Origin of the sequence: Hymenobacter ginkgonis, assembly GCF_009755225.1 — a bacterium.
In the GTDB taxonomy this organism is placed as follows: domain Bacteria; phylum Bacteroidota; class Bacteroidia; order Cytophagales; family Hymenobacteraceae; genus Hymenobacter; species Hymenobacter ginkgonis.
Window position 1 is genome coordinate 783,175 of sequence record NZ_WQKZ01000002.1, and the last position, 25,890, is coordinate 809,064.

Genomic DNA, 25,890 nt, shown 5'->3' on the forward strand with positions numbered 1-25,890 from the left:
AAAAACGGGTACTTTTGCGGCCGCAACAGCGTTCAGCCTAGCACAACTTACGTTGGTTGGGCTGAGCGCGGGGAAGCATCTGGGCAAAGCTGCTACGGTAGTAAAGCTCCAGATGCCTCCCCGCGTTCAACTTGGCAACCTACGCTAGCTAACAAAGTTACACCCTACTCTTCCCTCCCATTCCCACCCATTTTTCCCAGTTTCATACTTTTATGGTACTCGACGCGCCAACCCAGGCCCCGGCTTCTATTTTTGAGCAGGTAGCCGAATTTCAGCACGAGCAAGTGGTGTATTGCCACGACCACGAGACGGGCCTCAAGGCCATTATCGGCATTCATAATACCGTGCTGGGCCCAGCATTGGGCGGCACCCGCATGTGGCACTACGCCAACGAGGCCGAGGCCCTGCACGACGTGCTACGCCTCTCGCGCGGCATGACCTACAAGGCCGCCATCTCGGGCCTGAACCTAGGCGGCGGCAAAGCCGTGATTATCGGCGACGTTAAAAAGCTGAAGAACGAGGCCCTGCTGCGCAAGTTCGGTCGCTTCGTCAACAACTTGAACGGCAAGTACATCACGGCCGAAGATGTGAACATGACCACCAAGGACATGGAGTACATCCGCATGGAAACCAAGCACGTAGCTGGCCTGCCCGAAAGCATGGGGGGGAGCGGCGACCCGTCGCCCGTGACGGCCTACGGCACCTACATGGGCATGAAGGCCGCCGCTAAAAAAGCCTTCGGCTCGGATAGCCTCGCCGGCAAGCGCATTGCAGTGCAGGGGGTAGGGCACGTGGGCACGTACCTGCTCGAACACTTGCAGAAGGAAGGCGCCAGCCTCATCCTCACCGACTACTACGAGGAGCGCGCCTACGAAGCCGCTAGCCGCTTCGGCGCCGTGGCCGTGGGCATGGAGGAAATATACGACCAAGACGTGGACATCTACTCGCCCTGCGCGCTGGGGGCTACCATTAACCACGACACCATCGACCGGTTGAAGTGCCGCGTTATTGCGGGCTGCGCTAACAACCAGCTGGCTAAGGAGAACGAACACGGCCCCGAGCTCGTGCGCCGGGGCATCGTGTACGCGCCTGATTTTCTGATAAATGCTGGCGGCCTCATTAATGTGTATTCCGAGGTGGTGGGTACCAGCCGCCAAGGTGCCCTCGCCCAAACCGAAAAAATTTACGATTATACCCTGCAAGTTCTCAACCGGGCCGAGCAGGAAGGCAGCCACCCCCAGGCGGCCGCCATTCAACAAGCCCAGGAGCGCATCGCGGCCGTGGGCAAAGTAAAATCGACGTACTAAAGGAGAGTAAAAGAAGTAAAAATTGGTTGTCATGGCGAGCGAGGCGATGACAACCAATTTTTACTTCCTAGCTCATCATTCATAATTCCAAAAAAATGCTAAACCGCCGTCTTCTCCGCATCAAAGTCATGCAGGCCCTTTATGCCTACCAGCAAGCGGTAGCCGCCGACCTGCTGCTGGCCCAGGACCGCATTGCGGCGGCGTTTGAGCCCGACCTGACTGCCGCCGCCGCCCCCGACCGCCGCCTGCTCGAAGGCCAGCGTAAGCTGGGCGAAGCGCAGCTGCGCGACTGGCACCGCACCGGCGAAATGCCCGACTCGGGCTCCGATGACAAGGAAGTGGCCGCCGCCGTGAGCGATGCCATTGCCTACTACCAAAAAATGGTGCAGCGTGAAAATTCTTTCTACGGCGGGCAGCTTATGCATGGCGCCGAAAGCATTCATGACCAGTACCTGCACCTGCTGAATATGCCGCAGGCGCTGCTTGAACTGATTACCGAAGACAATGAGCGCGAGGCGCGGCGCTTCACCGGCCCGCGCTTTGAAGTGGAAGGTACAGCGCGGCTTTTTAGCAACGCAGCTTTCCAAAAAGTACGTGAAAACGAGCAGCTAGTTCAAACCACCATCAAGCACAAGTTGCAGTGGGACAACGCCGAGGAACTCGACGCCCTGCGCGAAGCTTGGCAAAAGGAAATGAAGCCCGACGAAACCGTGCAGGCTTACCTGGACGGCAAAAACACGGGTCTCGAAGAAACCGATTACGAAACCGATATGGAGCTGCTGCGGCACCTCTACAAGAGCTTCGTATTCAAGGGCGAAGCCCTACCCCGCTGGTTGGAAAGCAACGACCTGAACTGGGAGGAAAACCGCCCCATCGTGCGCAACTTGGTGCTGAAGACGCTGAAAATGCTGCCCTTCGCCGCCGATGAAAAGCAGGAACTGATGAACCTGAGCGCCAACTGGCAGGACGACCGCGACTTCGCCGAAACACTCTACAAGCAAACCCTCGACGACGACGCCAAATCGGAGAAGCTTATTGCCGACTCGGTGCAGAATTGGGACGTGGAGCGGGTAGCTTTGCTCGATAAGATTATCCTGAAGATGGCCCTATGCGAGATGCAGCTTTTCCGCGGTATCCCCGTCAAAGTAACCATCAACGAGTACATTGAAATAAGCAAATTGTACAGTACCCCAAAGAGCAAACAATTCGTAAACGGAGTGCTCGATAAACTGGCCCAGGACTTGGCCGCCAGCGGCGACATTCGCAAATCGGGCCGCGGACTGCTGGACAACCAGTAGTTGTTTCTCTTCCCTTCCCCTCTCCTTTCACCACCCTATCCCCCTATGGCTAGCAAAACCACCACCGGACTGTTGTGCTTCACGAGCGGAGCCCTCGCAGGCGCCGCCATCGGCCTGCTCTACGCCCCCGAGACTGGCCGCGAAACCCGTTCCTGGCTTAGCTACCAGCTCGAAAAATACCGCTCGGTGCTGGCCGACCTTACCGAAAGCCTCGTCACGAGCCGCGATAGTACGCCTTCGTCGGCTAAGAGCGAGGGCCAGCGCGTCATTCAAGACGCTAAGAGCAAAGCCGAGCAATTGCTGGGCGATGTAGACCAACTTATCAGCCAGATAAACTCGCGGCGCGCCATCAACTAACCTCGCGGCGGGTGGGCTGCTTGGCAGCTCACCCGCCGTTTTTATTCGGCTGCCGTACCTCACTACCCCTTTTATGCACCTCGTAACCCTAATTCCCGGCGACGGGATTGGCCCGGAAATCACCCGCGCCGTTGTCGATATCTTCACTGCCGCCCAAGTGCCCGTGCAGTGGGAAACGCACAACGCCGGCGAAACTGCTTTGGCAGAAAGCGGCCAGCTGCTTCCCCAAACGCTGTTCGACTCGCTGGAGAAAACCCGGGTGGGCCTCAAAGGGCCCGTGACGACGCCGGTAGGCAAGGGCTTTCGGAGCGTGAATATCACGCTGCGCCAGAAATACGACCTCTATCAAAACGTGCGCCCCGCCAAGACTACGCCCGGTGTTGAAACGCCCTTCAAAGGCATTGACTTGGTGCTATTTCGGGAAAATACGGAGGGCCTGTATGCTGGCCTAGAGCTGTGGGACGAGCGCTTGGGTATTGCCGATTCCATCAGCCGCAACACGGTAGTGGGCTGCCGCAAAATCTGCCGTGCCGCGTTTGCTTATGCCGCCAAGCACGGCCGCAAGCACGTGACGCTGGCGCACAAAGGCAACATTCTGAAGCAAGCCGGTAAGCTCATGATTGACGCCTGCCGCGAAGCCTCGGCCGAGTTTCCGGAGGTCACGTTCTACGACGACCGCATCATCGATAACATGTGCATGCAGCTGGTTAATAAGCCGCAGCAGTTCGACGTGATTGTGACGACCAACTTGTTTGGCGATATCCTATCTGACCTCTGCGCTGGCCTGGTCGGCGGCCTGGGGGTAGTGAGTGGCGCCAATATCGGCGACGACTTGGCCATTTTTGAGGCCGTGCACGGCTCGGCCCCCGACATTGCGGGCCAGGGCAAAGCCAACCCTACCGCCCTACTGCGCTCGGCCCTCATGATGCTAGAGCACTTGGGCGAAAAGTCCTACGCCGAGCGCATCGAGCAAGCCCTGAACGAGACGCTGCTCAACAAAGACCAGTGCACCGGCGACCTGGGCGGCAAAGCTTCGACCACCGAATTTGCCCAGTACATCATCGACAAGCTTAAGTAAAGACCTTTAAAAATAGCCGGCTCGGCTGGTCGCACCCCGCGGCCGTTAGCCGGGCCGGCTACTGTGTATATGTTCCGTCATGTTGTTTACTCTGTAGCCGTAGCAGCTTTGCTGCTTACTGGCTGCAACCGCGATAAAAACACCGAGGCCGGCACCCAGGGCATGAACGCCGCTGCCGACGAAGCCGCCGATGCCCGGGCCAACCCCACCATCGACAACCCGAACGTAGCCAGTGACACCGAGGCGCCCAACCCCAACGCACCGGTGATGACCTTTGCCGAAAAGGAATTTGATTTCGGTGATATTCAGCCTGATAGCAAGGTGCACCACACCTTCAAGTTCACCAATACGGGCAAAACGCCGCTGCTCATTGCCGATGCCACTGCCTCGTGCGGCTGCACTACCCCCAACTGGACCAAGGACCCCATTGCGCCCGGCGCGCCCGGCGAACTAGAAGTGCAGTTTGACAGCCGCGGCAAGCAGGGCCTCATTAGCAAAGAAGTGAACGTGCGGGCCAATACCCAGCCGGGCATTACGACCATCTATATTAAAGGCAACGTACTGACCCCTAAGTAGGTAGTCGGACTGGGAGGGGGTAAGGCCGCGGGCCATGCTACCCTGCCCAGCGCTTCCTGCCCACTTTCACTGGCTTACCTTGCCTGCTTCTCACCCCAATCTCTCCCGATTATGACCTTCTTGACTCTTTTGCTTCAAACCCCAGCAGCGGGTGGCGGCTTTTTACAGTTTTTGTTTCCGGTAGCCATTGGTTTGGTGCTCTATTTCTTCATGATTCGGCCGCAGCAGCGCAAAACCGCGGAGGCCAAGTCATTCCGCGAGTCGCTGGTGAAGGGCACGCGGGTAGTTACCATCGGCGGCCTGCACGGCCTGCTGGTAGAAGTAGGCCCCGAAACCGTACTGCTCGAAGTAGAGCGCGGCCAGCGCCTGCGCTTCGACCGCAACGCCGTGGCTCGGGTAGCGGGCAACCCCGCCGCCGAAGGCGCTACCCCAACGCCCAACGCCTAGCATGAAGCCCGCGCCGGCCAAACCGGGCCGGGCGGCCCAGGTGCTGCGTCGGCTGCTGCGCCCCCTAGTAGGCAAAGAAGCCAGCTTTTACCGGGCGGTGCTGGCTTGTTTGGTCATTGCCAGTACGTTGTGGATGGTGCGCGCTTTAAGCAGGAACTACACTGCCTCGCTCAATTACCCCGTAAGCTGGCACTACAGCCGCCTGCGCTACCATCCGGCCCGGCCCCTACCCCCCACCATCGCCATTGAGGTGCGAGGCAACGGCTGGCGCCTGCTGAGCCGGGTGCTGGGGTTGCACCCCCTGCCTGCGGATGTTCGGCTGCGCCTGCCAGGCACTCCGCCGCCGCGCTCGCCGCTGCGGCCCGCCCTGCGCCGGGCCCTCGGCACCATGCGCCTCGTAAGCCTACCCCCCGACTCGGCCACCTTCTACCTGGTGCCGGGCGGCGACTCGCTTCAGGAAAGGGAAAATTGACAAAATGTGACTTAGTGACTTAGCAGGCGGAGCCGGACGAGGCAGATTGACAAACTAGAGGTAATCAAGTTTCTAATTCTTAATTACTTACACAACATGCTCCGTATCGGCATCACTGGCGGAATAGGCTCGGGCAAGAGCGTGGTAGCGCAGCTGTTTGCTGTGCTGGGCGTGCCGGTGTACGACTCTGATAGCCGCGCCAAGTGGGTGATGGCCAACGATATGCTGTTGCGTGAGCAGTTGCTCGGCGCCTTTGGCCCTAGCACCTACGATGCCGCTGGCCAACTCAACCGGCCTTACTTAGCGCAGCAGGCCTTCGGCGACCCCGGGCGCCTGGCGCAGCTCAATGGCTTGGTACACCCGCGGGTAGGGGCCGACTTTGCTAGCTGGACGGCCGCCCAAGCCGCCGCCGGCTACCCCTACATTTTAAAGGAAGCTGCCCTGCTCTACGAGTCGGGGGCCTACCAAACCCTCGACCGCATCATCACGGTATTTGCGCCCATCGAAGTGCGCCAGGCACGGGTGCTGCGCCGCGATGCCCACCGCTCGCTGGCCGATGTGCAGGCCATTATGGGCCAGCAACTTAGCGAAGAGGAGAAGCTGCAACGCGCCGATTACGTAGTGTACAACGACGACTCGCAGCTCGTGCTGCCCCAAGTGCTGGCCCTGGATGCAGCGTTTCGGGCAATGGGTAAGCAGTAGAAAAAGGGCGTCCTTTTTGAAAACCAACCACTCACCGAATGATGGGGTAGCGCTCGAACGGCCGGTCTACAAATAGCTTGCGGTAAGTAGCGTGGGTTTTGATAGTTTTGGCGCCGATGCTGCGCGTGGTTACGAGCATGCGGGGGTTAAAATCGCCAATCCAGTTCATTTCGATGTTTTGGTAGCCCGCTTCGATGAAGCGCTTCTGCTCCCAGGTAAGCAGGGCCTGGTCTACGCCTTTGCCTTGATAATCAGGAATAACACCATAAATAATGCCGAGGAGCTTCTTGTCGGTGCGCTTCATGTAGCGCCAGCGCTGCCACACAAAGCGCAGCTTGCCCAGCAGGTTGAGCCGATGGCCGATGTGCTTGAAAATCTGGTTAAGCTCGGGCAAGCTCAGGAAAAAAGCCACTGGTTGGTCGTTGTGGTAAGCGAAGGCCAATAGGCGCTCATCAAGCACGGGTTTCATCTGCTGCACGAGGTGGCGGGCCTGCTCGAGGGTCATGGGTTTCACGCCGGCGTGGCGGCCCCAAGCCAGGTTATACACGTGGTGAAAATCCTGGGCCATTTTTTCGGGCTCGGCCTTGCGGGCGTAAGCAAAACGGTAGTGGCCATCGGCCTCGAAACTCGCCAGCTTTTGATGAAAGCTGGGGTGCAGAGGCAGGTGCACTGGGCGGTGGCAGGTGTATTGCTTAAAGTACAGCTGAAAACCGTAATTCTCGAATAGTGCCTGGTAATAGGCTGGGTGCCAGAACATGCCATAGTTGGGCTCGTGGTCGAAGCCATCGATGAGCACGCCCCAAAACCGGTCGCGGTCGCCGAAGTTGATGGGCCCATCTACGGCCAGCATGCCGCGCGCCTGTAGCCACTGGTTGGCCACATCGAAGAGCTGGTTGGCCGCCGCCTGGTCGTCGATGCATTCAAAAAAGCCTACCCCCCCCGTGGGCAGCGACGCATCTGTAGCGGTGCTGGTAAGCGGATTAACAAACGCCGCAATGCGCCCGCTAACCTCGCCTTGCGCCGTAGTGAGCAGCCAGCGCTGGGCCACGCCACCCGCGGCAAATAGCTGGTTCTTAGCAGGGTCGAATACGGCGTCTACCTCATTGTCGAGCGGCCCGATGTAGGCAGGCGCGTGGCGGTGCAGGCGGTGGGGCAGGTCGCAAAATTGTTGCTGCTGGCGGGCGGTCTGAACTTCGAGTAACGGCATAGTGGCAAAATTACGCCTACCCCCGCTACGCAGCCGGAGGCAGCTGCCGGGCCAAACGGCCGGGGTAAGCGCAGCCATTGGCCCAAACTCACCGTATAAACAGGCCACGTCTGACTAGTAGTACCTTTCTGCTAATGCCTGCTGCCCTGCATTCTGTTGATTATCAACGTCTATTTCGGACGCTACCTGATTCTTTTCTTTTGCTGCGGCCCGACGGCACGGTAGTGGACAACTCCGACAGTCACGTGCAAACCTCGCTGCTGCCCCGCGAGCAGGCTGTGGGGCAGAATATTTTTGCCGCCTACCCCTCGGCGCCCGAGAGCCAGCGCGACTTGAACGAGTCGCACGAGTATGTGCGCCAGCACCAGGTGCCGCACACCATGGGCTTGCTGCGCTACGACTTGGCGCGCCCCGCCGAGCAGGGCGGTGGCACCGAAGAACGGTACTGGCAGATAACGCACTACCCCCTGTTCGACGCCGATGGGCGGCTCGAATACATTTTGCAGCGCCCGCAGGATGTGACGGCCCAAACCTTGGCGGCCCGGCAGGTGCAGGCTGCCTCGCAGGCCTTGGCCGAAAGCCAGGAGCGCAGCCGCTTTATTCTCGAGTCGCTGCCCGTGATGGTGTGGACGAATACGCCCGCCGGCCAGCCCGATTATTTTAACCTGCGCTGGCAGGAATACACTGGCAAAACCGAGCAGGAACTCATTGCCAGCGACTGGAAAGCCGAGGCGCACCCCGACGACTTAACCGGCCTGCAGGCTGCCTGGGTTGAAACCCTAACCAGCGGGGCGCCACTACAGCACGAGTATCGCTTGCGCCGCCACGATGGCCAGTACCGCTGGATATTGATACGGGCAGCGGCCCAGCGCACGGCCGATGGCCACATTGCGCGGTGGGTAGGCAGCGCCATCGACATCCACGAGCAGCGCCAGCTAGTGGCCGAGTTGCTGCAAACCAACGAGCAACAGGCTGCCTTGGCCGAGCAGGCGTACCAGACCTACCAGCGGTCGGAGAGCCAGCGTCTGATGTACAGCAGCTTGTTTGAGCAGGTACCAGCCTTTATTTCTGTGGTGCGCGGCCCGGCCCACCAGTACGAGTTTGTGAACCCAGCGCACCAAAAGATATTTCCCCACCGGCAACTACAAGGCTTGGCCGTGGCCGAAGCATTGCCCGAACTAGCCGGGCAAGGGATGCTCGAGCTGCTTGACCGGGTATTTACCACCGGTGAGCCCTTCCGCGACCCTACTATGCACCTCAGCCTCAGGCCCGGAAATAACGAACCATTGCAAGAGGTATATGTTGATATTACCTTGCAGCCGTTTCGGGAACAGGGAGTGCCAGCTGGCATCCTACTATTTGCCTTTGAAGTAACCGACTTGGTACTTGCTCGCCAAGCCCTGGCCCAATTGCGTGCCACCGACGCCCCAGCGGCCTAAAAATACTTCCTCACCACCTTCTCCCCGCCCGCCCAGCAATCCCCTTATGGCGCTTACTCCCTTCGACTTTCAGCAGGCGCGCGTCAAGCAGGTGTTGTTTAAGTCGCGGCTGCGCTCAGTGCTCTACGGTGTGCGGGAGGCCGAAGCCTCCTTATTTTCTCTTGCCGATAGCCCTTTGGGCCAGTGGCTCCAAACGGTGCTTAAGCCCGATTATGGTACCCGCCCCGAAGTGCGCGAGGCTGAGCGCCTGCTGGGCCAACAACTGCGCACGGGCCAAGAGCTAGTGGCGCGTTACCAGCGGGGCTATATGGAAGAAGCCCGCGCCGGCCTCGACCAAATCAACAGCATTGCCGACCAGATAGAGGCCGTGCTACTGGGCTTAGAAAGTAGCCTGGGCCTCCGCTAAATCACTGGCACTGGGCAACCTGCCTCGCCCTACCCCCGTTGAGCAAGCGCACCAGCTAGCCGGGCCCCCGCATCGCCATGAAAGAAAACGAAATACCCGCGCGCCAAAACCGGGTCATTTATATTTTGCTAATCGTCTTTGGGGCGTTAGGCTTGGTTTGGGCGCTTTGGCGGCATATGCATCCCGCAGTGCCAGCCCAGCACCGGGCCCCTGCGGGGCCGGCGGTGTGGCGGGGCCGCACCACTCGATAGCTACTACTAGCTTTGGCGCTCAGTAGGGGGTAGGAAACTGGCCTCTTGTACTGGCAGCGCGCAATTAGCCACTACTGCTTCAGTAATCGTATGGCCCGTCTACCACCAGTAAGGCTTTTTTCTGCTGATTTGATAGAAGGACTCTAGCTCGACCAGCTACTAGCCTGTTTTTTAAAATAAGAGCCGTTGCGTGAGCTTACTTAGCTCACCGGCACCAGCCCAAAAGCAAAACACCCACTCAGCTTTGCAGCTAAGTGGGTGTTTATTAACGTGGGAGATACTGGGTTCGAACCAGTGACCCTCTGCTTGTAAGGCAGATGCTCTGAACCAGCTGAGCTAATCTCCCGAGTGGTTGTGCCCGTTTGGGAGTACAAATGTGGGGCAATTTTTTGAATTTGCCAAACGTAGTGCCTAAAAAAACGGTTGCGGGAGGGGCGAAACAGGAGATGGGTTGGGTAACGAATTAGGAATCAGGAATAAAAATTTTGCTTAAAAATGCCTTTTCTCTCCATTGCCGGAGCGGGCAACGCAAATCGAAAGTTCCCGTTAGGCTACTGGCTGGCGCGCTAGCGCCCCTTTTACTCATCTTATTGCTTTTCTCCACATGGAAAACCAACTTTTGCAGAATTATTCGGAAGCCGAGAAAACGGCTTACTTGAGTGCGATTGCTTCTTTAGCCACGGCCGACCGCCAAGCCTCGGCTACCGAAATAGAATTTTTGCAGCGCATGGCGCAGCAAGCTGGCTTGTCGCAGGGCAGCGCCCAGCAAGTAGTAGCCGCTGCCAGCGACGCTACCAACCAAAGTATTCAGCAAAACCTGGACCAGCTGAAAGGCAGCGACTTGCGCTTTTCGCTTATCACCGACCTCATCAGCTTTGCGCGCGCCGACGGTGCATACTCCAACGAGGAGGAGGCAATGGTGGATAAAATGGCGGCTTACCTCGGCGTAAACCAAGAGCAAAAACAAACCCTCGAAACGGTGGTAGACCAAGCCGCTAATGTGCCCCACGACCCGCAGGACCCAGGCAAGCAAGGTTTTCTGAGTGGTATCGGTGATAAGCTGAGCAACGTAGGTATTCCAAAGGGCGCGCTAATGGCAGGCTTGCTGGGGGTAGTAGCGCCCATGGTCATCTCGCGCGTAATGGGTGGGGGTAGCAATAACAGCAGCTACGGCCAGCCTCAGAGCCAGAGTGGCAGCCTAGGCGGCCTGTTGGGTGGCGCTATGGGCAACCTGGGCGGCGGCAGTGGCCTGGGCGGTATGCTCGGCGGCCTGTTGGGCGGTGGTATGCTGGGCGGCTTGCTTGGCGGTGGCAACCAAGCCAGCAACTACCCGCAGCAGGGTTCCCTGGGCGGCAGCGGCTTGGGCTCCATTATGTCGGTGCTGGGCGGCTTAGGCGGGCAGCCCAATTCGCAGCCGCGTAGCGCGGGCGGTGGCGGCCTAATGGGCAGTGGCTTGGGCGGCCTGCTTGGCGGCCTATTCGGCGGCCGCTAAGCATAGCCTTATTGAAGCATTAATAATAAAAAAGGACTCTCAACCTAGTTGGGAGTCCTTTTTTATAGTGTAGCTAGCGATTGAGGTAAGTGAACAAGTCATCAGGGCCTACTTTTTCGCGACTTTGCCAGCCGCGCAGGCCCATGCGGGGGGCGGCAATGCCGCGCTCGAGCCGACGGGGGCTGCGAAACACCCGGATTTCATCCCATACATTGCTGTTGATGAGTGCGCTAAGCACCGTGGGCCCACCCTCTACCAGCACCGATTGGATGGCGCGGTGATGCAGGTCGGCCAGCACCGCGGGCAGCAAATCGGGCGAGGGCGGCGCTCCGGCCGGCGCAAAGGGCAGCGTTACGTAGGTAAGATTGGGTTGGCTAGTGCGCGCGCGGTGGGTGTAGATAATGGTGGGCTGCGAGCCATCGAGCACGTGGTGGCTGGGCGGCAGGCACAAGTTTTTATCGATGACGAGGCGAGTCGGCTGTGGGCCGGGCCACTCGCGCGAATTCAAGCGAGGGTTGTCGTGCAGAGCCGTGCGGGTGCCTACTAAGATGCCGGCCTCTTCGGTACGCCACTGGTGGGTAAGGAGTTGGGCCTGCGGCCCGCTGATTTGCACTGCCTGGAAATGTGGTCCCGCCAGGAAGCCATCGGCCGACTCAGCCCACTTCAACACCAAATAAGGCCGGCTTTTTTCTTGAAACGTGAAAAAGCGGCGGTTAAGCTGCCGGCCTTCCTCGGCCAGCAGCCCGGTGCTGACTTGGATGCCGGCTGCGCGCAGCTTGGCCAGGCCCTTACCCCCCACCAACGGGTTGGGGTCGTCGTTGCAAACAATGACTTCGGGCACGCCTTTGGCAATGAGCAAATCGGCGCAGGGAGGCGTCTTGCCGTGGTGGGCGCAGGGCTCCAACGTCACAAAAACGCGGCTTTGACGCAGTAGTTCTTGGTCGGCCACGCTGGCCAGGGCGTTTACTTCAGCGTGTGGGCCACCGTATTGCTGGTGGTAGCCCTCGCCGATAATGGTGCCGCCAGGGCCCACTACCACGCAGCCTACCAAGGGGTTGGGGCAGGTGTAGCCCGTGCCCAAGGCAGCCAGGTCGAGGGCGCGGCGCATGTACAGCGAGTCGTCGGGCAGAGGCATAGAGAAGAAAGGTACGACGCTGGTGGGGAGCGTAAAGCTATTCGGTAAAACGAGTTTGCGCCGTGGGGCAACGGCCGGGTGCGGCCATCTTTGCAGCCCTATGACTACCCAGCAGCTCACCGCCGACCTTGCCAACGCCTTGCAAGATATTTACCCTACCCCAGAGGCCCAAGCGCTGGCCGCCTTAGTAGCCGAGCACCTGCTGGGGCTCACACCCTTGCAGCGCCGCATGCAGGCTACTGCGCCAGTACCGGCCGATGTGCAGGCGCGCCTACCCCCCCTGCAAGCCCGCTTGCTGGCCCACGAGCCTGTGCAGTACGTGCTGGGCACGGCGCACTTTGCGGGCATGGAGCTGGCCGTGACCCCCGCTACCCTCATTCCGCGCCCCGAAACCGAGGAACTGGTGCAGCTAATAGCCCGCGCCTACGCCCAGCGGCCGGGCCTGCGCCTGCTCGACGTGGGCACCGGCAGCGGCTGCCTGGCCATTGCGCTGGCCCGTGCGCTGCCGGCGCCAGCGCAAGTGCTGGCCGTTGACATTTCGGCCGCGGCGCTGGCGGTGGCGGCCCGCAACGCGGCCGAGTATGCACCGCTGGTAGAGTTGGAGCAGCTCGATATTTTGCAGCATAGCCCCGTGGCCCTACCCCCCGCCAGCCTCGACATCCTGGTGAGCAACCCGCCCTACGTGCGCGAGGCTGAGCGTGCTGCCATGCGCCCCAATGTGCTGGCTTGGGAGCCGGCCACCGCCCTGTTTGTACCCGATAACGACCCACTGCTCTTTTACCGGCGGCTAGCCGAGCTAGGGGCCGTGCTGCTGCGGCCGGGGGGGAGCATCTGGCTGGAAATCAACGAGGGGCTGGGTGCCGAAACGGCCTCACTGTTTGGCCCCGCGGTGTATGAGGACGTAGCCGTGCTGCCCGACTTTTTGGGGCGCACGCGCTTTGTGCGAGCCTGGCGATGCTAGCGCCAAGGTGTATTCGTTGTGGCTGAGTGCTGGCAACCTGCTGGCAGAAGGTGGTAAATGTTTTTGTGGAAGAAATAATGTAGCAACATCAAACAAAAAGGAGGGGGTAAGGCTTGTAGACTACTTTCTGCCTAGAAAGGCTTTTTTACTAAATTCCTACCTCGCTACCAATGGCTGAGCAACCGCTTCTGACCCCTTTTCACTCCGATAAGTTAAACCTGAAAAACCGCGTCGTGATGGCCCCCATGACGCGCAGCCGCGCTGACAACGAGGGCACCGTGCCCAACGACCTGATGGTCGAATATTACAGCCAGCGCGCCACGGCGGGCCTCATCATCTCGGAGGGCGTTTACGTGAGCCCCGAGGCAGTGGGCTATATCAACGTGCCCGGCCTCTACTCGCCCGAGCAAGTAGCTGGCTGGCAGCGCGTAACCAGCGCCGTGCACGGGCTGGGCGGCCAGATATTCGCACAAATCTGGCACGTGGGGCGCATGTCGCACCCCGACCTACTCGATGGCCGCCTGCCACTGTCGGCTTCAGCCCTCAACCCGCACAGCCAAGTATATACGCCCGCCGGCTTTAAGGAAACGGTGGCCCCCGCGGCCATGACGACCGCGCAAATCAAGCAAACCGTGGCCGACTTCGTGCAGGCCGCTAAAAATGCCCTGGACGCCGGCTTCGATGGCTTGGAAATCCACTCATCGAACGGCTACCTGTTTCACCAGTTTTTCAACGGCACGTCCAACCACCGCACCGACGAGTACGGCGGCTCTATCGAGAACCGCGCCCGCTTTTTCTTCGAAGTGCTCGACGCCATGCAGGCGGCCGGCGTAGACTTGGGTAAGGTGGGCTCCCGCCTCAACCCGTCGCTCGAAGGCCTGTTTGGCATGACCTTGGACGCCGAAACCATCCCAACGTTCGACTACATCATCAAGCGCCTCAACGACTACGGCCTGGCGTATCTGCATCTCTCCGAGCCGTTTACCGACGTGAGCCAGAACCCGCACGCCGAGCCGCACATTGCCAAGCGCTACCGCCCGCTGTATAAGGGTACGCTCATCATCAACGGGGGCTTCAACGAGGAAAAGGGTAACAAAGTGATTGCCGATGGCGACGCCGACCTGGTGGCTTTTGGCACGCCCTACATCTCGAACCCCGACCTGGTAGAGCGCTTTGCCCAGCACGTGCCCCTGGCCGAAGGCGATAAAAACACCTTCTACGTGCCCGGCGCCAAAGGCTACACCGACTACGCCAAGGCTACCAAGTAAGGCATAGAGGTAGCAAGGTAAAGGCCGGTACTGCTGACGCTTAGGCGTCGGCAGTGCCGGCCTTTTTGCTTATTCGTGGGTGCCGAAAACGTAGCCCACGTAAATCTGGAAAGCGCTGTTGCGTATCTGCGCGGCCAAATCCTGGTGGTAGGCGCTGGCAAAGCTGCCGTTATAACGCACGCCCAGGAGCAGGCCGTTGGTATCCTGCACGCCCAAGCCTAGCACGTAGCCCACTTCCAGCGTGCGAAATTGCTCTTTATTGCGAGCTTCCTCCGTGCCGAAGCCATCTTCCAGGATTTGCTTGGCACCAACCAAGGTCCCTAGCTGGGGCCCAGCCTCGGCAAACACGTGGTGGGTAGTAAATTTTACTAAAACCGGCAGCTCTACGTAGTTCAAGCGCTGATAAAGAGCTGCGCCATTCCCATAAAGAGGGCTATTATCAAAAGTCTGCTTTGTGCCCTTAATGGAATACATGAGTTCCGGTTGCAGTGCCCAATGGTCAGAGAAATCGACCTTGGCCAAAGCTCCGGCATTAAATCCCGTGCGATATTCCTGGTTATTGTATACTGCATCGGGGCCCACAAACTTGGCGAACGACACGCCCGCCCTCAGGCCAAAATGCACTTGCTGGGCCTGCGCCTCGCCAATGCTAGCTAGTATTAGTATAGGAAGAAGAATTTTTTTCATGGTAATATATTTGAGCTAAAATCAACTGCGCAAAGATACTGGCGGCGCATACCCCCTTCAATTGGGCCGGGTTTGCCGCGACGTCTTTAGGAAGGGGGTAGGGAAGTTTTATCAACCCAAACAACTCTTACAAATTGGCCTTGATAAACTCCGTCATCTGGCGGTAGAGGTGCAGGCGGGTGTTGCCGCCATTGATGCCGTGGTTGCGGTTGGGGTAATAGAGCGTTTGGAAATCTTTATTGGCCAAAATGAGGGCATCCACGAAGGCGATGGAGTTCTGGAAGTGCACGTTGTCATCGCCGGTGCCGTGCACGAGCAAGAACTTGCCCTTGAGGTTTTGGGCAAACCTGACGGGCGAGTTATCGTCGTAGCCGGCCGGGTTTTGCTGGGGTGTTTTCAGAAAGCGTTCGGTGTACACCGTGTCGTAGTAGCGCCAGTTTGTGACCGGCGCCACGGCGATGCCCATCTTAAACAGGTCAGCATTCTTGGTCATGGCCAGCGACGTCATGTAACCGCCGTAGCTCCAGCCCCAAATGCCGATGCGCGCCTTGTCCACGTAGGGCAGGGTAGCGAGGTATTTGGCGCCCTCGCCCTGGTCGATGGTTTCGAGCTTGCCCAAGTTGGCGTAAGTAGCCTTGCGGAAAGCGGCGCCGCGGCCCGACGTGCCCCGGTTTTCTACGCTCACCACAAGGTAGCCCTGCTCAGTCAGCATGTTGTGCCAGAGATAGTTCTGAAATGAAGTGCCGCCATTGGCATTGTCGAGCACCGTTTGGGTGCTGATGGTGCCGAAGCTAGGGCCGCCGTACACGTGCATGAGCACCGGGTATTTTTTAGCGGGGTCAAAGTTGCTGGGTTTTAGCATCCAGGCGTTTAGCTCCACGCCTTCCGACGTTTTGAAGGTAAAAAACTCGAACTTGCCCAGGTCATATTGAGCCAGTGTTTGGCGCAGCTTGGCGTTGTCGGCCAAGGTTTTAACTAGCTTGCCGGTGGCGCCTTCGCGCAGGCTTGCCACTGCCGGCACCCCGGCCGAGGAATGCGTATTGAGAAAATACCGCGTGTCGGGGCTCATGTTCACCACATCGGTGCCGCCGCCAGCGTCGCTGAGGCGCTGCTTACCCTTGCCACTCAGGTTGATACGGTAGAGGTGGCGCTGGAGCGCCGAGCCCTCGGTGCTGGTGTAGTACACGTAGCCCGTTTTGGGGTCGAAGCCATTGACGGCCGATATTTCCCAGTTGCCGGTGGTGAGCTGCCGCACCTGCCGGCCGCTCATATCGTGCAGGTAGAGGTGCTGGTAACCGTCTTTTTCGCTGGTGAATAAAAACTGCTTGCCGCCGGCCAGGTACTTCAAGTCATCGTTGATTTCGACATAGGCGGCATTGGTATCGGTCAGCACTACCTGCGTTTTGCCGGTGCTGGCGTCGGCATGCAAAATTTCGAGCTTGTTCTGCAAGCGGTTGAGCCGTTGAATGCTGAGCGTGCCCGGCACGGCCGTCCACTGCACGCGCGGCAGGTATTGGTCGGGCTCGGGGCCCACGTCCATCCGCACGGTGCGGGCGCTGGCCACGTCGTAGGTCGATACGCTCACCACCGAGTTCTTTTCGCCGGCTTTAGGGTATTTGAAGCGGTACTCGGTGGGGTAGAGCCCGCCCCACTCTTGCATATCGTATTCGGGTACCTGGCTTTCGTCGAAGGTATAATAGGCCAGGTGCCGGCTGTCGGGCGACCAGAAAAAGCCCTGCGCAAAGCCAAATTCCTCCTCATACACCCAATCGGCCGAGCCATTGATGAGCTGGTTATGCACGCCGTTGGTAGTCACGGCCGTTTCCTGGCCCGAAGCCAAGTTTTTCACAAACAGATTGTTGTCGCGCGTGAAGGCCACTTGGCGGCCATCGGGCGAGAACGTGGCGTAGCCCTGCTTGCCGCCCGTGCTTAGGGGCGACAGCTGCTGCGTCTGGCGGTCGTAGAGGTAATACGTAGCCTTGGCCGAATGCCGGTAAATGGGCTCGGTATCGGTGCTGAACAGCACCTTTTGCTCGTCGGCGTTGAAGCGGTAGCCATCGACGGTGAGCGGCCGGCCCGCCACTTGCAAGGCGCTAGCGGCCACCAGGGTAGCGGTGGGCTGGCCGGTAGTGGCGCTGTACTGCATCAGGCTGCCGTCGCGGCCCAGGGCGGCGTAGTAGCGGCCATCGCGGAGCCAATCGAAGCCCGGCACGCTCGCCTGCTGAAAGGTAGGGCGGGCCCAGATGTCGGCCAGCGTAATGGCTTGTTTTTGCTGGGCCTGGGCGGTGGCCAGCAGGTGGCCGGGTAGGAAAGCCACCGGGGCGGGCACGGCCAGCCACAAGGCGAGCGCTAAAGAACGAAAATGCATAAGAGCCGAAAGAAGCGGAATAAGTAGGCGAAGTTGCGCGTTAGGCTCCAGACCGGGCCGCGGCGCGTCCGCGCCGGGCTGCCGACCTTTGTACTCTATGCGATTTCTGCTCTTTCTTTTACTGGCCACGGCACTGGTGGGCTGCACCAAAACCAGTGGTCCGCTCAAGCTGTATTTTATTGGCTCGACGCGCTTTACCTCGGGCAACCGCGCGGCTGGCCCCGCCGATACGCTGGCTACCCGCCTCTACATCGACGATACCGGCGCTCGCCCAGCAGGCCTCACGCACCTGCGCATCACCGTAGACTACTCGCCGCGGCGCGCGCCCTACGCCTACCCCAGCCCTATTACTTCGTTCATGTTTGCCAGCGTGACGCCCGCCACCGAGCAGATAGTGTACCTCGACTCGGCGTTTGCGACTTCTAGCACCTCGGCTTTGCCCACCGAGCTGCTGTTTACCAATGTGTACGGCGCACGCACCAGCACCGGCACCGAGCGTTGGACCTACCAAGTAACCGACCAGGCGAGCAATACGGTGTCGCGCACATTTATCATCAGTCAGCGCCGTGCTGACTCGACGCTGGTATACAACGACTATACCCTGCGGCTGAATACGCCGCCAATTGGGCCGGGCGCACGCCGCTTCATCGACCTCAAATCGGGCCTGGCCCTACCCACCTTCACGGTGGCCAAGGCGCCAGAACTCCAGCGCCTGACCGATGTCATTCTGCTTGCCGACGGTAGCCTTGCCTCGCCCGACGCGCTGGTGGCACCCCGCCTGAACGATGCGACCTGGCCGATGGCCAACCGCGTGCGCACCCGGTTTGCAAAGACTACGCTCACAGCCACCACTTTCCTCAACGTAACCGACACGCTGAGCATCCGCCAGTTGTTTGCGGCGCCCGGCATTAGCACGCTGCCGGGCCTCACGGTGGGCGACGTGTACGCCTTCCGTATCTCGGCCAGCACTTCGAGCCCTTTTCCTACCCAGTACGGGCTGCTGTACGTGGTAAGCAGCACTTCGGGCCTCCAGGTGCAGATTCGCACGTCCAAAAAGCCACTCTAGCTTTGCGGGGGGTAGGGGCTACCCCCTGCGCAAAGCTGTAAGCTGCTCAGGGCCTAGCTTTTGGCGGCCAGTGGCGGCAGCTTAATGTCGAAAACTACTTTTGTGCCTGGCCCTATTTTGGGTACCAGCACGTAGTACACCACATTGGCCGCTACCGGCTGCGCGTCGGCTTCTAGCTGCACGGTGTAGGTGTAGCCCAGGCAGGTTTGCACCACTTGCTGCGCCAGCACGTGGCCGCGGCTGGGCAGCCGGGTTTTGCCGGCCAGCAGGGTGTAATTGGTAAAATCGACGGGCGGCAGAATACCGGCAAACACCTCCTGGTACTCGGCGGCCGAGTTGATGATGTACTCGTTGGTTTGCCCCACGTAGGGCACCGGCTCGGTAATAGTCGGTTTGAGGCTGGTAATTTGGGCCGTTTCGACCTCCGTAGCAGCGGTGCAGGGCGTTATTTCCTCTTCTTTCTTGCAGCTATTGCTCATGGCCAGCAAGCTAAGCGCGGCGAGCATCAGGTACTGGTTTACTTTCATGAAACCGGGAGTTCGGGTGGGGAGGGCAGAGTAGGCTAGAAATATACAAGGCGTCGCCTGATGTTTCGCAACCGCTTGGCCCTCAACTGGCCAAAAAGCCGGAATTTTGCGGGCGGTGGGGTGGGCTACGTACATTTCCGCCTCACTTTGCTACCCCCTATGTTGCGCTGCATTGCCGTCGACGACGAAGCTTACGCTACCCGGCTGCTCGCCAGCTACATCCACAAAATCCCGAACCTGGCGCTGGCCGGCACCACCACCAACCCGCTCGAAGCCCTGCAATGGGTGCAGGAAGGCCGCGCCGACCTCGTGTTTCTCGACATCCAGATGCCCGAGCTCACGGGCCTGCAATTTCTCAAAATCTGCGGCCCGCGCTGCAAAGTGGTGCTCACCACCGCCTACCCCGAATACGCCCTCGAAGGCTACGAGCACGACGTAGTCGATTACCTGCTCAAGCCCATTGCCTTCGACCGGTTTTTGCGGGCCGTGCAGAAGGCGCAGGCACTGCTACCGGCGCCCGCGCCCGTGGCCGCCCTACCCTCCGTGCCCGCGCCAGGCACGCCAGCAGCGGCCGATTATCTCTTCGTAAAGGGCGACAGTAAGAATAAGTATCTCAAGATTAACTACGCTGATATTCTGTATATTGAGGGGCTCAAAAATTACGTTTCTATTTACGCGGCTGGCCAGCGCGTGGTCACTTACCAAACCCTGCGCGACCTGGAGGCGCAGCTGCCGCAGCCGCCCTTTGTGCGGGTGCACAAGTCGTACATCATCTCGCTCGACCACCTGCGCATGGTGGAGGGCCACACGCTGCACGTGGGCTCCGAAAGCATTACGGTAGGCGAAACCTACCGCGAGGCGTTTTTCAAGCTCATTCGGGAGAAAGGCTAAGCTGGGTCGCGTTGCAACGTGCGGGGGGTAGGCGGGTCTATTTAGAAAATAGCGGCCATCTTGCCGCTTGGTATCCGGCTTCTTTGGTTCTTTTTACTTCCTTCTTGCTTTGAACAGACGCGACTTTGTAGGCCTCACCGGCCTGGCCACGGGGGCTTTGCTCCTGCCCCATTTTCCCGGTTTTGGCGGTAGCCTCGTAGACCCCGCCCGTTTGCTGGAGCCCGGCCTAGATGTAGCTGCCAAAAAGCGCCTCGCCGACGTGGCCTTGAACGCGGCCAAATCGGCCGGCGCCACCTACGCCGACGTACGCATTGGCCGCTACCTCAACCAAAGCATTTTCACCCGCGAAAAGCAGGTTCAGAACATCGCCAGCGGCGAGAGCTTCGGGGCCGGTGTGCGCGTGATTGCCAACGGTAGCTGGGGCTTCGGCGCCACCAACGACGTGACCGACAAGGGCATCGTCAAAGCTACCCAGCTAGCCGTTGCCATGGCCAAGGCCAACGCCAAAACCCAGAAAGAGCCCGTGCAGCTAGCCCCGCAAAAGGGCTTCGGCGAGGTGAGCTGGAAGACGCCCATCAAGCAAAACGCCTTCGAGGTACCCGTGGCCCAAAAGGCGGACTTGCTGCTGGCGGCCAATGCCAAGGCGCTGGAGAACGGGGCGAATTTTGTTAATTCTTCCCTGTTCCAAATCAATGAGCAGAAATACTTTGCCAGCACCGATGGTTCGTACATCGACCAAGATATTCACCGCATCTGGCCCACTTTTTCGGTCACGGCCATCGACCGCGCCAGTGGCAAGTTTAAGACGCGCGACGCGCTGAGCTCGCCCATGGGCCTGGGCTACGAGTACCTTACCCCCCAAGCGGCCGACAAGGTAGCCGGCCCCGCCGGCACCGGCCTTATCGGCTACCGCAACAGCTACGATATCCTCGAAGACGCGGCGTTGGCCGCCCGCCAAGCGAAAGCGAAGCTCAGCGCCAAGTCGGTAGTGGCGGGCAAGTATGACCTGGTGCTCGACCCTAACCACTTGGGCCTGACCATCCACGAGAGTATCGGCCACCCGCTGGAGCTCGACCGTGTGCTCGGCTACGAGGCCAACTACGCCGGCACCAGCTTCGCCGATTTGGCCTGGAAGGCGAAGAATATTCCCTATGGCTCGAAGCAGGTAACCATCGTGGCCGACAAGCTGCAACCCGGCTCGCTGGGCGCCGTGGGCTACGACGACGAGGGCGTGAAAACAAAAGAGTGGACGCTGATTGACCAAGGCAAGCTCGTCAACTACGAGAAAATCCGCGACCAGGCCCACATCGTGGGCCAGAAGGAGTCGGATGGCTGCTGCTATGCTGATTCATGGGGTACGGTGCAGTTTCAGCGCATGCCCAACGTGAGCCTGCACCCCGGCGCCGCCAAGCTGAGCGTGGACGAGCTGATAAGCAAGGTTGACAAAGGCATCTACATTGCCGGGCGTGGGTCGTATTCCATTGATCAGCAGCGCTATAACTTTCAGTTTGGTGGGCAGGTTTTTTACGCCATCGAGAAAGGTAAAATCACGGAGATGCTCGACGATGTGGCCTACCAAGCCAATACCCAGGAGTTCTGGAATTCGTGCGTGGCCGTGTGCGACCAGTCGGATTACCGCCTCTTCGGCTCGTTCTTCGACGGCAAGGGCCAGCCTTCGCAGGTATCGGCCGTGAGCCACGGCTCGGCCACCTCGCGCTTCAACGCGGTCAACGTGATTAACACGGCGCGCAAGATTGGGTAGGGCTGTTCTCTCCCCACTCAGTGGCCAGTCAGTAGGGAGTAGGCGATAAGAAAGCAAATGCCTTGCCCCCTCCGAAAAATAGGGGGTAGGAAGGAAAAAAAGTATTTCAGCTGGTGATAGCCCCTTCGGAAGTACGTCATTTTTCTTTCTTTACCCTAGTAGGAGGGGGATAGGCCATGCAACTCTTTCAGATGGGTCTAGTCTTTTTTCCTGAAAAACTTGCCATCTTGCCACTTCAAGCTCCTCCTATTTATTAACTCTTACCCCTTCTCCTTTTGAACAGACGCGACTTTGTAGGACTTACCGGCCTGGGGGCTGGGGCCCTGCTGCTGCCTAGCTTTCCTAGTTTGGGCGGCATCCTCGTAGACCCCGCCCGTTTGCTGGAGCCCGGCCTGGATGTAGCCGCCAAAAAGCGCTTTGCCGACGTGGCCCTGAACGCGGCCAAATCGGCCGGCGCCACCTACGCCGACGTGCGCATTGGCCGCTACCTCAACCAGGGCATTTTCACCCGCGAAAAGCAGGTCCAGAACATCGCCAGCACCGAGAGCTTCGGGGTGGGCGTGCGCGTGATTGCGAGCGGTACCTGGGGCTTTGCAGCTACCAACGACGTGTCGGATAAAGGCATTGCCAAGGCAGCCCAGCAGGCCGTGGCCATCGCCAAAGCCAACGCGAAGGTGCAAAAAGAGCCCGTGCAACTGGCCGCACAAAAAGGCTACGGCGAGGTAAGCTGGAAGGCACCTATTCAGCAGAATGCGTTTGAGGTGCCCATTGCGCAAAAAGTCGAGATTTTGCTGGCCGCTAACGCCGCCGCCACCGACAACGGCGCGTCGTTCGTCAACTCGGCGCTGTTTCAAGTAAATGAGCAGAAGTATTTTGCCAGCACCGACGGCTCCTACATCGACCAGGATATTCACCGCATTTGGCCCACTTTTTCCGTTACGGCCATCGACCGGGCTAGCGGCAAGTTCCGCTCGCGCCAGGCGCTGAGCGTGCCCATGGGCATGGGTTACGAGTACCTTACCCCCAAAGCGACCGATAAGGTAGCCGGCCCGGCGGGCTCGGATGTGATTGGCTACAAAAACAGCTACGACATCTTGGAGGATGCCGCCCGCGCCGCTAAGCAGGTAAAGCTCAAGCTAAATGCTAAGTCTGTGACGCCCGGCAAGTACGACCTGGTGCTCGACCCGCACCACTTGGGCCTGACCATCCACGAGAGCGTGGGCCACCCGTTGGAGCTCGACCGCGTGCTGGGCTACGAGGCCAATTTTGCTGGCACCAGCTTCGCCACGATGGAGTGGAAAGCCAAGGGCATTCCCTACGGTTCAAAAGCCGTGACCATTGTGGCCGATAAGCTGCAACCCAATTCGATGGGCGCCGTGGGCTACGACGACGAGGGCGTGAAAACCAAGGAGTGGACGCTCATCGACCAGGGCAAGCTCGTCAACTACGAGAAAATCCGCGACCAGGCCCACATCGTGGGCCAGAAGGAGTCGGACGGCTGCTGCTACTCGCAGTCGTGGCAGGATGTGCAGTTCCAGCGCATGCCCAACGTGAGCCTGCGCCCCAGCGCCACTAAAATGAGCGTGGACGAGCTGGTGAGCAAGGTTGACAAAGGCATCTACATTGCCGGCAATGGCTCTTTCTCCATTGACCAGCAGCGTTATAACTCGCAGTTTGGCGGGCAGGTATTCTACGCCATCGAGAAAGGTAAAATCACGGAGATGCTCGAAGACGTGGCCTACCAGACCAACACGCTGGAGTTTTGGGGCTCGTGCGCTGGTAGCTGCGATGCGTCGGACTACCGCTTCGCCGGCTTCTTCAACGACGGCAAAGGTCAGCCTTCGCAAAGCTCAGCCGTGAGCCACGGCTCGGCCACCTCGCGCTTCAACGGCGTGAACGTGATTAACACGGCGCGTAAAATCGGTTAATTCTTAGCAATCAAGCAAGTATAATGGCAATTCTTTCTCAAACCGAGGCGCAGGATATTCTAAAAAAAGTCCTCAGCTACAGCACCGCCGACGAGTGTGAGGCCGACCTGACCGGCAGCCTGGAAGGCAACGTGCGCTCGGCGCGCAACTCCATCAGCACGGCCGGCGCGGTCGATAACGTGTCGCTGGCCGTGACGTCGTACTTCGGTAAAAAGCAGGGGGTAGCTACCTGCAACCAGTTCGACGAAGCTACCCTGCGCCGCTGCGTGCAGCGCGCCGAAGAAATCGCGCGCCTCGCCCCCGACAGCCCCGAGCACATGCCGCTGCTCGGCCCGCAAACCTACCTGGCCTCGCCGCAGTCGTACGCGGCCAGCACGGCGGCCATCACCCCCGACTACCGCGCCCAGCAAATGGCGGCCAGCATGCAGTACTGCGACAGCAAAAAACTGTCGTCGGCGGGCTTCCTAAACGACCAGACCGGCTTCCGGGCCAAGCGCAATTCGAAGGGCCTCGAAGCCTATCAGCGCACCACCAACCTCGATTTCAGCATTACGGTGCGTACGCCCGACGGCAAAGGCTCGGGTTACGCGGCCACCGATTTCACCGATATCAAGAGCTTCGACGCGGCGCGCCTCACGGCCGTAGCGGCCGGCAAGGCCTCGTCGTCGCTGGGCGCAAAGGCCATCGAGCCGGGCAAGTACACCGTTATTCTGGAGCCCAACGCGCTGGTTTCGGGCTCCGATGCCTCGCTGCTGGGTGCGCTCATGCGCTCGTTTGACGCCCGCGCGGCCGACGAAGGCCGCAGCTTTTTGAGCAAGAAGGGCGGCGGCAACCGCAAGGGCGAAAAGCTGTTTGATGAGCGCGTGACGATTTACTCGGACCCCACCAACGCTGAAGTGCCCGACATTACGTTTGCCGGCGACGGCCGCCCGCAGCAGCGCACCACCTGGATTGAGAAGGGGGTAGTAAAAAACCTGTATTCTACCCGCTTCTGGGCGCAGAAAAACGGCATCCCCGACCTGCCCAACCCCGGCGGCTTCATCATGGAAGGCGGCACCCAAAGCACCGCCGACCTCATCAAGGGCACGGCCAAAGGTATTTTGGTGACGCGCCTGTGGTACATCCGCCCCGTTGACCCGCAAACGCTGCTCTACACTGGCCTCACGCGCGACGGAACGTTCTACATCGAAAACGGTGCTATCAAGTTTCCGGTCAAGAACTTCCGTTTCAACGAAAGCCCGATTATCATGCTCAACAACCTGGAAGCCATCGGCCGCCCCGTGCGCCTGGCCGGCAACCTGGTGCCCCCACTCAAAATCCGGGACTTCACCTTCACCAGCCTCTCCGACGCGGTATAGCTTGGCTTAAGCACAAAAAGAACGTCATGCTGAACAGAGTGAAGCATCTCGACAGGTTCGTTTTTTTCGTTAAACGAAGCGACCAAGAGGCTTCCTTGCGTCAGCATGACGTTCTTCTAATGCCTACCCCTACTTGCCAAACTGAAGGGACGCGTACAGCTGAAACACGCGGTTTTTCAGGCGCGGGTCGTTGATGCCACTCAAGGTTTTTACGTCGTTGATGTCGTTGAGGCCCGCCACGTAGCGGCCCCCGATGGACAACGCGCTGAACTTGAGGCCCGCCCCCGCAGCCAGGCTAAACTCGGTTCGCTTGTATTGGTCGGTAGCCGACTGGTTCACCTGCCCGTAGCTGGCCGAGCCGTTGGTCGAGCTAATCTGCACCTTGCCGTCTTGGTTGGCGCTCACGAGGTAGCCAAACTGCGGGCCAGCTTCCACGAAAATGGGGCCTACCGTGACTTTGGCCAGCACCGGCACCGTGAAATAATGAAGCTTGCTGTCGTAGTCGGTAAAGGCCCCCTTGAGGTTGCCGCCCTGCACCGAGTACTGCACTTCGGGCTGAATGGACAGGGGCCCAATGAGATGCGCCTGGTACAGAATGCCCACGTGGTAGAAGGTTTTGTAGCTGGCGTCTTCGCCCGAGCGGCCTTGCAGCTCGGCCCAGTTTACGCCGCCTTTGATACCAAACTGCGCGTGCGCCTGCGGGGCTACCCCCAGTAGCAGCACCAAGGCCGTGACGAAAGAAAGAGCTAGTGACTTCATAATTTAAAGAGTGTAAAGGGTGAAAGCTTGCGTAGAAAGAAGATGAGCGCCAAGGGTAATGCTACTAACGCTGCCGCTGCCCCGGTGGTATAAGCGCTCGCTAAACGTGGGCTGCTCGGTTGAGGTTATGGCTGGGGTTTGCCACCGG

Annotated in this window: 24 protein-coding genes and 1 tRNA gene; 18 read left to right on the forward strand and 7 right to left on the reverse strand. The window is 59.5% G+C overall.

Annotated features, from left to right (window positions below; genetic code table 11):
- The first annotated feature begins 212 nt into the window (after window positions 1-212).
- The 8 genes from GO988_RS09165 to coaE all read left to right on the forward strand — a co-directional run bounded on the left by GO988_RS09165 (window position 213) and on the right by coaE (window position 6,237).
- Window positions 213-1,307 carry a Glu/Leu/Phe/Val dehydrogenase dimerization domain-containing protein gene (locus tag GO988_RS09165; RefSeq protein ID WP_157564436.1) on the forward strand — a complete coding sequence of 365 codons (1,095 nt, stop codon included), beginning with the start codon at window positions 213-215 and terminating at the stop codon, window positions 1,305-1,307.
- Between the two features lie 95 nt (window positions 1,308-1,402).
- Window positions 1,403-2,605: a transcription antitermination factor NusB gene (gene nusB / locus GO988_RS09170; protein WP_157564438.1), complete on the forward strand. Its 1,203-nt coding sequence runs from the start codon at window positions 1,403-1,405 to the stop codon at window positions 2,603-2,605.
- Window positions 2,606-2,650: 45 nt separating this feature from the next.
- A complete protein-coding gene (locus tag GO988_RS09175; RefSeq protein ID WP_157564440.1) occupies window positions 2,651-2,962 on the forward strand; it encodes a YtxH domain-containing protein in 312 nt (103 codons plus the stop codon).
- A gap of 73 nt (window positions 2,963-3,035) precedes the next feature.
- On the forward strand, window positions 3,036-4,040 hold the full coding sequence (locus tag GO988_RS09180; RefSeq protein WP_157564443.1) for an isocitrate/isopropylmalate dehydrogenase family protein: 1,005 nt from the start codon (window positions 3,036-3,038) through the stop codon (window positions 4,038-4,040).
- 69 nt (window positions 4,041-4,109) lie between these two features.
- Window positions 4,110-4,616, forward strand: coding sequence for a DUF1573 domain-containing protein (locus GO988_RS09185; RefSeq protein ID WP_157564445.1), 507 nt, complete (start codon window positions 4,110-4,112; stop codon window positions 4,614-4,616).
- 111 nt (window positions 4,617-4,727) lie between these two features.
- The gene (yajC, locus tag GO988_RS09190) at window positions 4,728-5,063 is read left to right on the forward strand and encodes a preprotein translocase subunit YajC (protein WP_157564447.1); all 336 of its coding nucleotides are present in this window, start codon (window positions 4,728-4,730) and stop codon (window positions 5,061-5,063) included.
- A 1-nt stretch (window position 5,064) separates the two neighbouring features.
- The gene (locus GO988_RS09195; protein ID WP_157564449.1) at window positions 5,065-5,535 is read left to right on the forward strand and encodes a hypothetical protein; all 471 of its coding nucleotides are present in this window, start codon (window positions 5,065-5,067) and stop codon (window positions 5,533-5,535) included.
- Window positions 5,536-5,631: 96 nt separating this feature from the next.
- Window positions 5,632-6,237 (forward strand): dephospho-CoA kinase, encoded by a 606-nt coding sequence (gene coaE, locus GO988_RS09200; RefSeq protein ID WP_157564451.1) that lies wholly within the window; start codon window positions 5,632-5,634, stop codon window positions 6,235-6,237.
- Between the two features lie 31 nt (window positions 6,238-6,268).
- On the opposite strand, the gene GO988_RS09205 is transcribed toward coaE, so the two are convergent.
- The gene (locus GO988_RS09205) at window positions 6,269-7,444 is read right to left on the reverse strand and encodes a hypothetical protein (RefSeq protein ID WP_157564453.1); all 1,176 of its coding nucleotides are present in this window, start codon (window positions 7,442-7,444) and stop codon (window positions 6,269-6,271) included.
- Window positions 7,445-7,578: 134 nt separating this feature from the next.
- On the opposite strand from GO988_RS09205, the gene GO988_RS09210 reads away from it, so the two are divergent.
- Both GO988_RS09210 and GO988_RS09215 read left to right on the forward strand, forming a co-directional pair.
- On the forward strand, window positions 7,579-8,883 hold the full coding sequence (locus GO988_RS09210; RefSeq protein WP_157564455.1) for a PAS domain-containing protein: 1,305 nt from the start codon (window positions 7,579-7,581) through the stop codon (window positions 8,881-8,883).
- 46 nt (window positions 8,884-8,929) lie between these two features.
- On the forward strand, window positions 8,930-9,289 hold the full coding sequence (locus GO988_RS09215) for a hypothetical protein (RefSeq protein ID WP_157564457.1): 360 nt from the start codon (window positions 8,930-8,932) through the stop codon (window positions 9,287-9,289).
- A gap of 522 nt (window positions 9,290-9,811) precedes the next feature.
- Here the strand turns inward: GO988_RS09215 and GO988_RS09220 are convergent.
- Window positions 9,812-9,886 (reverse strand) — tRNA-Val (locus GO988_RS09220).
- A 258-nt stretch (window positions 9,887-10,144) separates the two neighbouring features.
- Between GO988_RS09220 and GO988_RS24400 the strand changes: the two genes are divergently transcribed.
- A complete protein-coding gene (locus GO988_RS24400; protein ID WP_157564459.1) occupies window positions 10,145-11,032 on the forward strand; it encodes a TerB family tellurite resistance protein in 888 nt (295 codons plus the stop codon).
- Between the two features lie 73 nt (window positions 11,033-11,105).
- Here GO988_RS24400 and ribD read toward each other — a convergent pair whose 3' ends face one another.
- Window positions 11,106-12,167: a bifunctional diaminohydroxyphosphoribosylaminopyrimidine deaminase/5-amino-6-(5-phosphoribosylamino)uracil reductase RibD gene (gene ribD / locus GO988_RS09230; RefSeq protein WP_157564461.1), complete on the reverse strand. Its 1,062-nt coding sequence runs from the start codon at window positions 12,165-12,167 to the stop codon at window positions 11,106-11,108.
- 100 nt (window positions 12,168-12,267) lie between these two features.
- On the opposite strand from ribD, the gene prmC reads away from it, so the two are divergent.
- Window positions 12,268-13,128 (forward strand): peptide chain release factor N(5)-glutamine methyltransferase, encoded by an 861-nt coding sequence (gene prmC / locus GO988_RS09235; protein ID WP_198172594.1) that lies wholly within the window; start codon window positions 12,268-12,270, stop codon window positions 13,126-13,128.
- 170 nt (window positions 13,129-13,298) lie between these two features.
- Window positions 13,299-14,396, forward strand: coding sequence for an alkene reductase (locus tag GO988_RS09240; RefSeq protein WP_157564465.1), 1,098 nt, complete (start codon window positions 13,299-13,301; stop codon window positions 14,394-14,396).
- A gap of 69 nt (window positions 14,397-14,465) precedes the next feature.
- On the opposite strand, the gene GO988_RS09245 is transcribed toward GO988_RS09240, so the two are convergent.
- Complete coding sequence (locus tag GO988_RS09245; protein WP_157564467.1) at window positions 14,466-15,083, reverse strand: porin family protein; 618 nt, start codon at window positions 15,081-15,083, stop codon at window positions 14,466-14,468.
- Between the two features lie 127 nt (window positions 15,084-15,210).
- Window positions 15,211-17,451, reverse strand: a complete 2,241-nt coding sequence (locus GO988_RS09250; protein WP_157564469.1) for a S9 family peptidase — start codon at window positions 17,449-17,451, stop codon at window positions 15,211-15,213.
- 97 nt (window positions 17,452-17,548) lie between these two features.
- Between GO988_RS09250 and GO988_RS09255 the strand changes: the two genes are divergently transcribed.
- Window positions 17,549-18,517, forward strand: a complete 969-nt coding sequence (locus GO988_RS09255) for a hypothetical protein (RefSeq protein WP_157564471.1) — start codon at window positions 17,549-17,551, stop codon at window positions 18,515-18,517.
- 53 nt (window positions 18,518-18,570) lie between these two features.
- Here the strand turns inward: GO988_RS09255 and GO988_RS09260 are convergent, their stop codons facing one another.
- Window positions 18,571-19,044 carry a hypothetical protein gene (locus GO988_RS09260; RefSeq protein ID WP_157564473.1) on the reverse strand — a complete coding sequence of 158 codons (474 nt, stop codon included), beginning with the start codon at window positions 19,042-19,044 and terminating at the stop codon, window positions 18,571-18,573.
- 159 nt (window positions 19,045-19,203) lie between these two features.
- On the opposite strand from GO988_RS09260, the gene GO988_RS09265 reads away from it, so the two are divergent.
- From GO988_RS09265 to GO988_RS09280, 4 genes are all read left to right on the forward strand, one after another.
- The gene (locus GO988_RS09265; protein ID WP_157564475.1) at window positions 19,204-19,935 is read left to right on the forward strand and encodes a LytR/AlgR family response regulator transcription factor; all 732 of its coding nucleotides are present in this window, start codon (window positions 19,204-19,206) and stop codon (window positions 19,933-19,935) included.
- 109 nt (window positions 19,936-20,044) lie between these two features.
- A complete protein-coding gene (locus GO988_RS09270; protein ID WP_157564477.1) occupies window positions 20,045-21,697 on the forward strand; it encodes a TldD/PmbA family protein in 1,653 nt (550 codons plus the stop codon).
- 275 nt (window positions 21,698-21,972) lie between these two features.
- Entirely contained in the window at window positions 21,973-23,625 is a 1,653-nt protein-coding gene (locus GO988_RS09275; RefSeq protein WP_157564479.1) for a TldD/PmbA family protein, read from the forward strand.
- A gap of 23 nt (window positions 23,626-23,648) precedes the next feature.
- A complete protein-coding gene (locus GO988_RS09280) occupies window positions 23,649-24,983 on the forward strand; it encodes a TldD/PmbA family protein (RefSeq protein WP_157564481.1) in 1,335 nt (444 codons plus the stop codon).
- 129 nt (window positions 24,984-25,112) lie between these two features.
- On the opposite strand, the gene GO988_RS09285 is transcribed toward GO988_RS09280, so the two are convergent.
- On the reverse strand, window positions 25,113-25,742 hold the full coding sequence (locus GO988_RS09285) for a porin family protein (protein ID WP_157564483.1): 630 nt from the start codon (window positions 25,740-25,742) through the stop codon (window positions 25,113-25,115).
- Window positions 25,743-25,890: the final 148 nt, after the last annotated feature.

Bases quoted from the DNA above. Each gene is read 5' to 3' on its own strand.
- GO988_RS09185 (WP_157564445.1), top strand. From the start codon at position 4,110: ATGTTCCGTCATGTTGTTTACTCTGTAGCCGTAGCAGCTTTGCTGCTT.
- GO988_RS09215 (WP_157564457.1), top strand. From the start codon at position 8,930: ATGGCGCTTACTCCCTTCGACTTTCAGCAGGCGCGCGTCAAGCAGGTG.
- GO988_RS09285 (WP_157564483.1), bottom strand. From the start codon at position 25,742: ATGAAGTCACTAGCTCTTTCTTTCGTCACGGCCTTGGTGCTGCTACTG.
- GO988_RS09205 (WP_157564453.1), bottom strand. From the start codon at position 7,444: ATGCCGTTACTCGAAGTTCAGACCGCCCGCCAGCAGCAACAATTTTGC.
- coaE (WP_157564451.1), top strand. From the start codon at position 5,632: ATGCTCCGTATCGGCATCACTGGCGGAATAGGCTCGGGCAAGAGCGTG.
- GO988_RS09195 (WP_157564449.1), top strand. From the start codon at position 5,065: ATGAAGCCCGCGCCGGCCAAACCGGGCCGGGCGGCCCAGGTGCTGCGT.
- GO988_RS09180 (WP_157564443.1), top strand. From the start codon at position 3,036: ATGCACCTCGTAACCCTAATTCCCGGCGACGGGATTGGCCCGGAAATC.
- ribD (WP_157564461.1), bottom strand. From the start codon at position 12,167: ATGCCTCTGCCCGACGACTCGCTGTACATGCGCCGCGCCCTCGACCTG.
- GO988_RS09280 (WP_157564481.1), top strand. From the start codon at position 23,649: ATGGCAATTCTTTCTCAAACCGAGGCGCAGGATATTCTAAAAAAAGTC.
- GO988_RS09240 (WP_157564465.1), top strand. From the start codon at position 13,299: ATGGCTGAGCAACCGCTTCTGACCCCTTTTCACTCCGATAAGTTAAAC.
- yajC (WP_157564447.1), top strand. From the start codon at position 4,728: ATGACCTTCTTGACTCTTTTGCTTCAAACCCCAGCAGCGGGTGGCGGC.
- GO988_RS09265 (WP_157564475.1), top strand. From the start codon at position 19,204: ATGTTGCGCTGCATTGCCGTCGACGACGAAGCTTACGCTACCCGGCTG.
- GO988_RS09210 (WP_157564455.1), top strand. From the start codon at position 7,579: ATGCCTGCTGCCCTGCATTCTGTTGATTATCAACGTCTATTTCGGACG.
- GO988_RS09260 (WP_157564473.1), bottom strand. From the start codon at position 19,044: ATGAAAGTAAACCAGTACCTGATGCTCGCCGCGCTTAGCTTGCTGGCC.
- GO988_RS24400 (WP_157564459.1), top strand. From the start codon at position 10,145: ATGGAAAACCAACTTTTGCAGAATTATTCGGAAGCCGAGAAAACGGCT.
- GO988_RS09175 (WP_157564440.1), top strand. From the start codon at position 2,651: ATGGCTAGCAAAACCACCACCGGACTGTTGTGCTTCACGAGCGGAGCC.
- GO988_RS09255 (WP_157564471.1), top strand. From the start codon at position 17,549: ATGCGATTTCTGCTCTTTCTTTTACTGGCCACGGCACTGGTGGGCTGC.
- prmC (WP_198172594.1), top strand. From the start codon at position 12,268: ATGACTACCCAGCAGCTCACCGCCGACCTTGCCAACGCCTTGCAAGAT.
- GO988_RS09165 (WP_157564436.1), top strand. From the start codon at position 213: ATGGTACTCGACGCGCCAACCCAGGCCCCGGCTTCTATTTTTGAGCAG.
- GO988_RS09245 (WP_157564467.1), bottom strand. From the start codon at position 15,083: ATGAAAAAAATTCTTCTTCCTATACTAATACTAGCTAGCATTGGCGAG.
- nusB (WP_157564438.1), top strand. From the start codon at position 1,403: ATGCTAAACCGCCGTCTTCTCCGCATCAAAGTCATGCAGGCCCTTTAT.
- GO988_RS09250 (WP_157564469.1), bottom strand. From the start codon at position 17,451: ATGCATTTTCGTTCTTTAGCGCTCGCCTTGTGGCTGGCCGTGCCCGCC.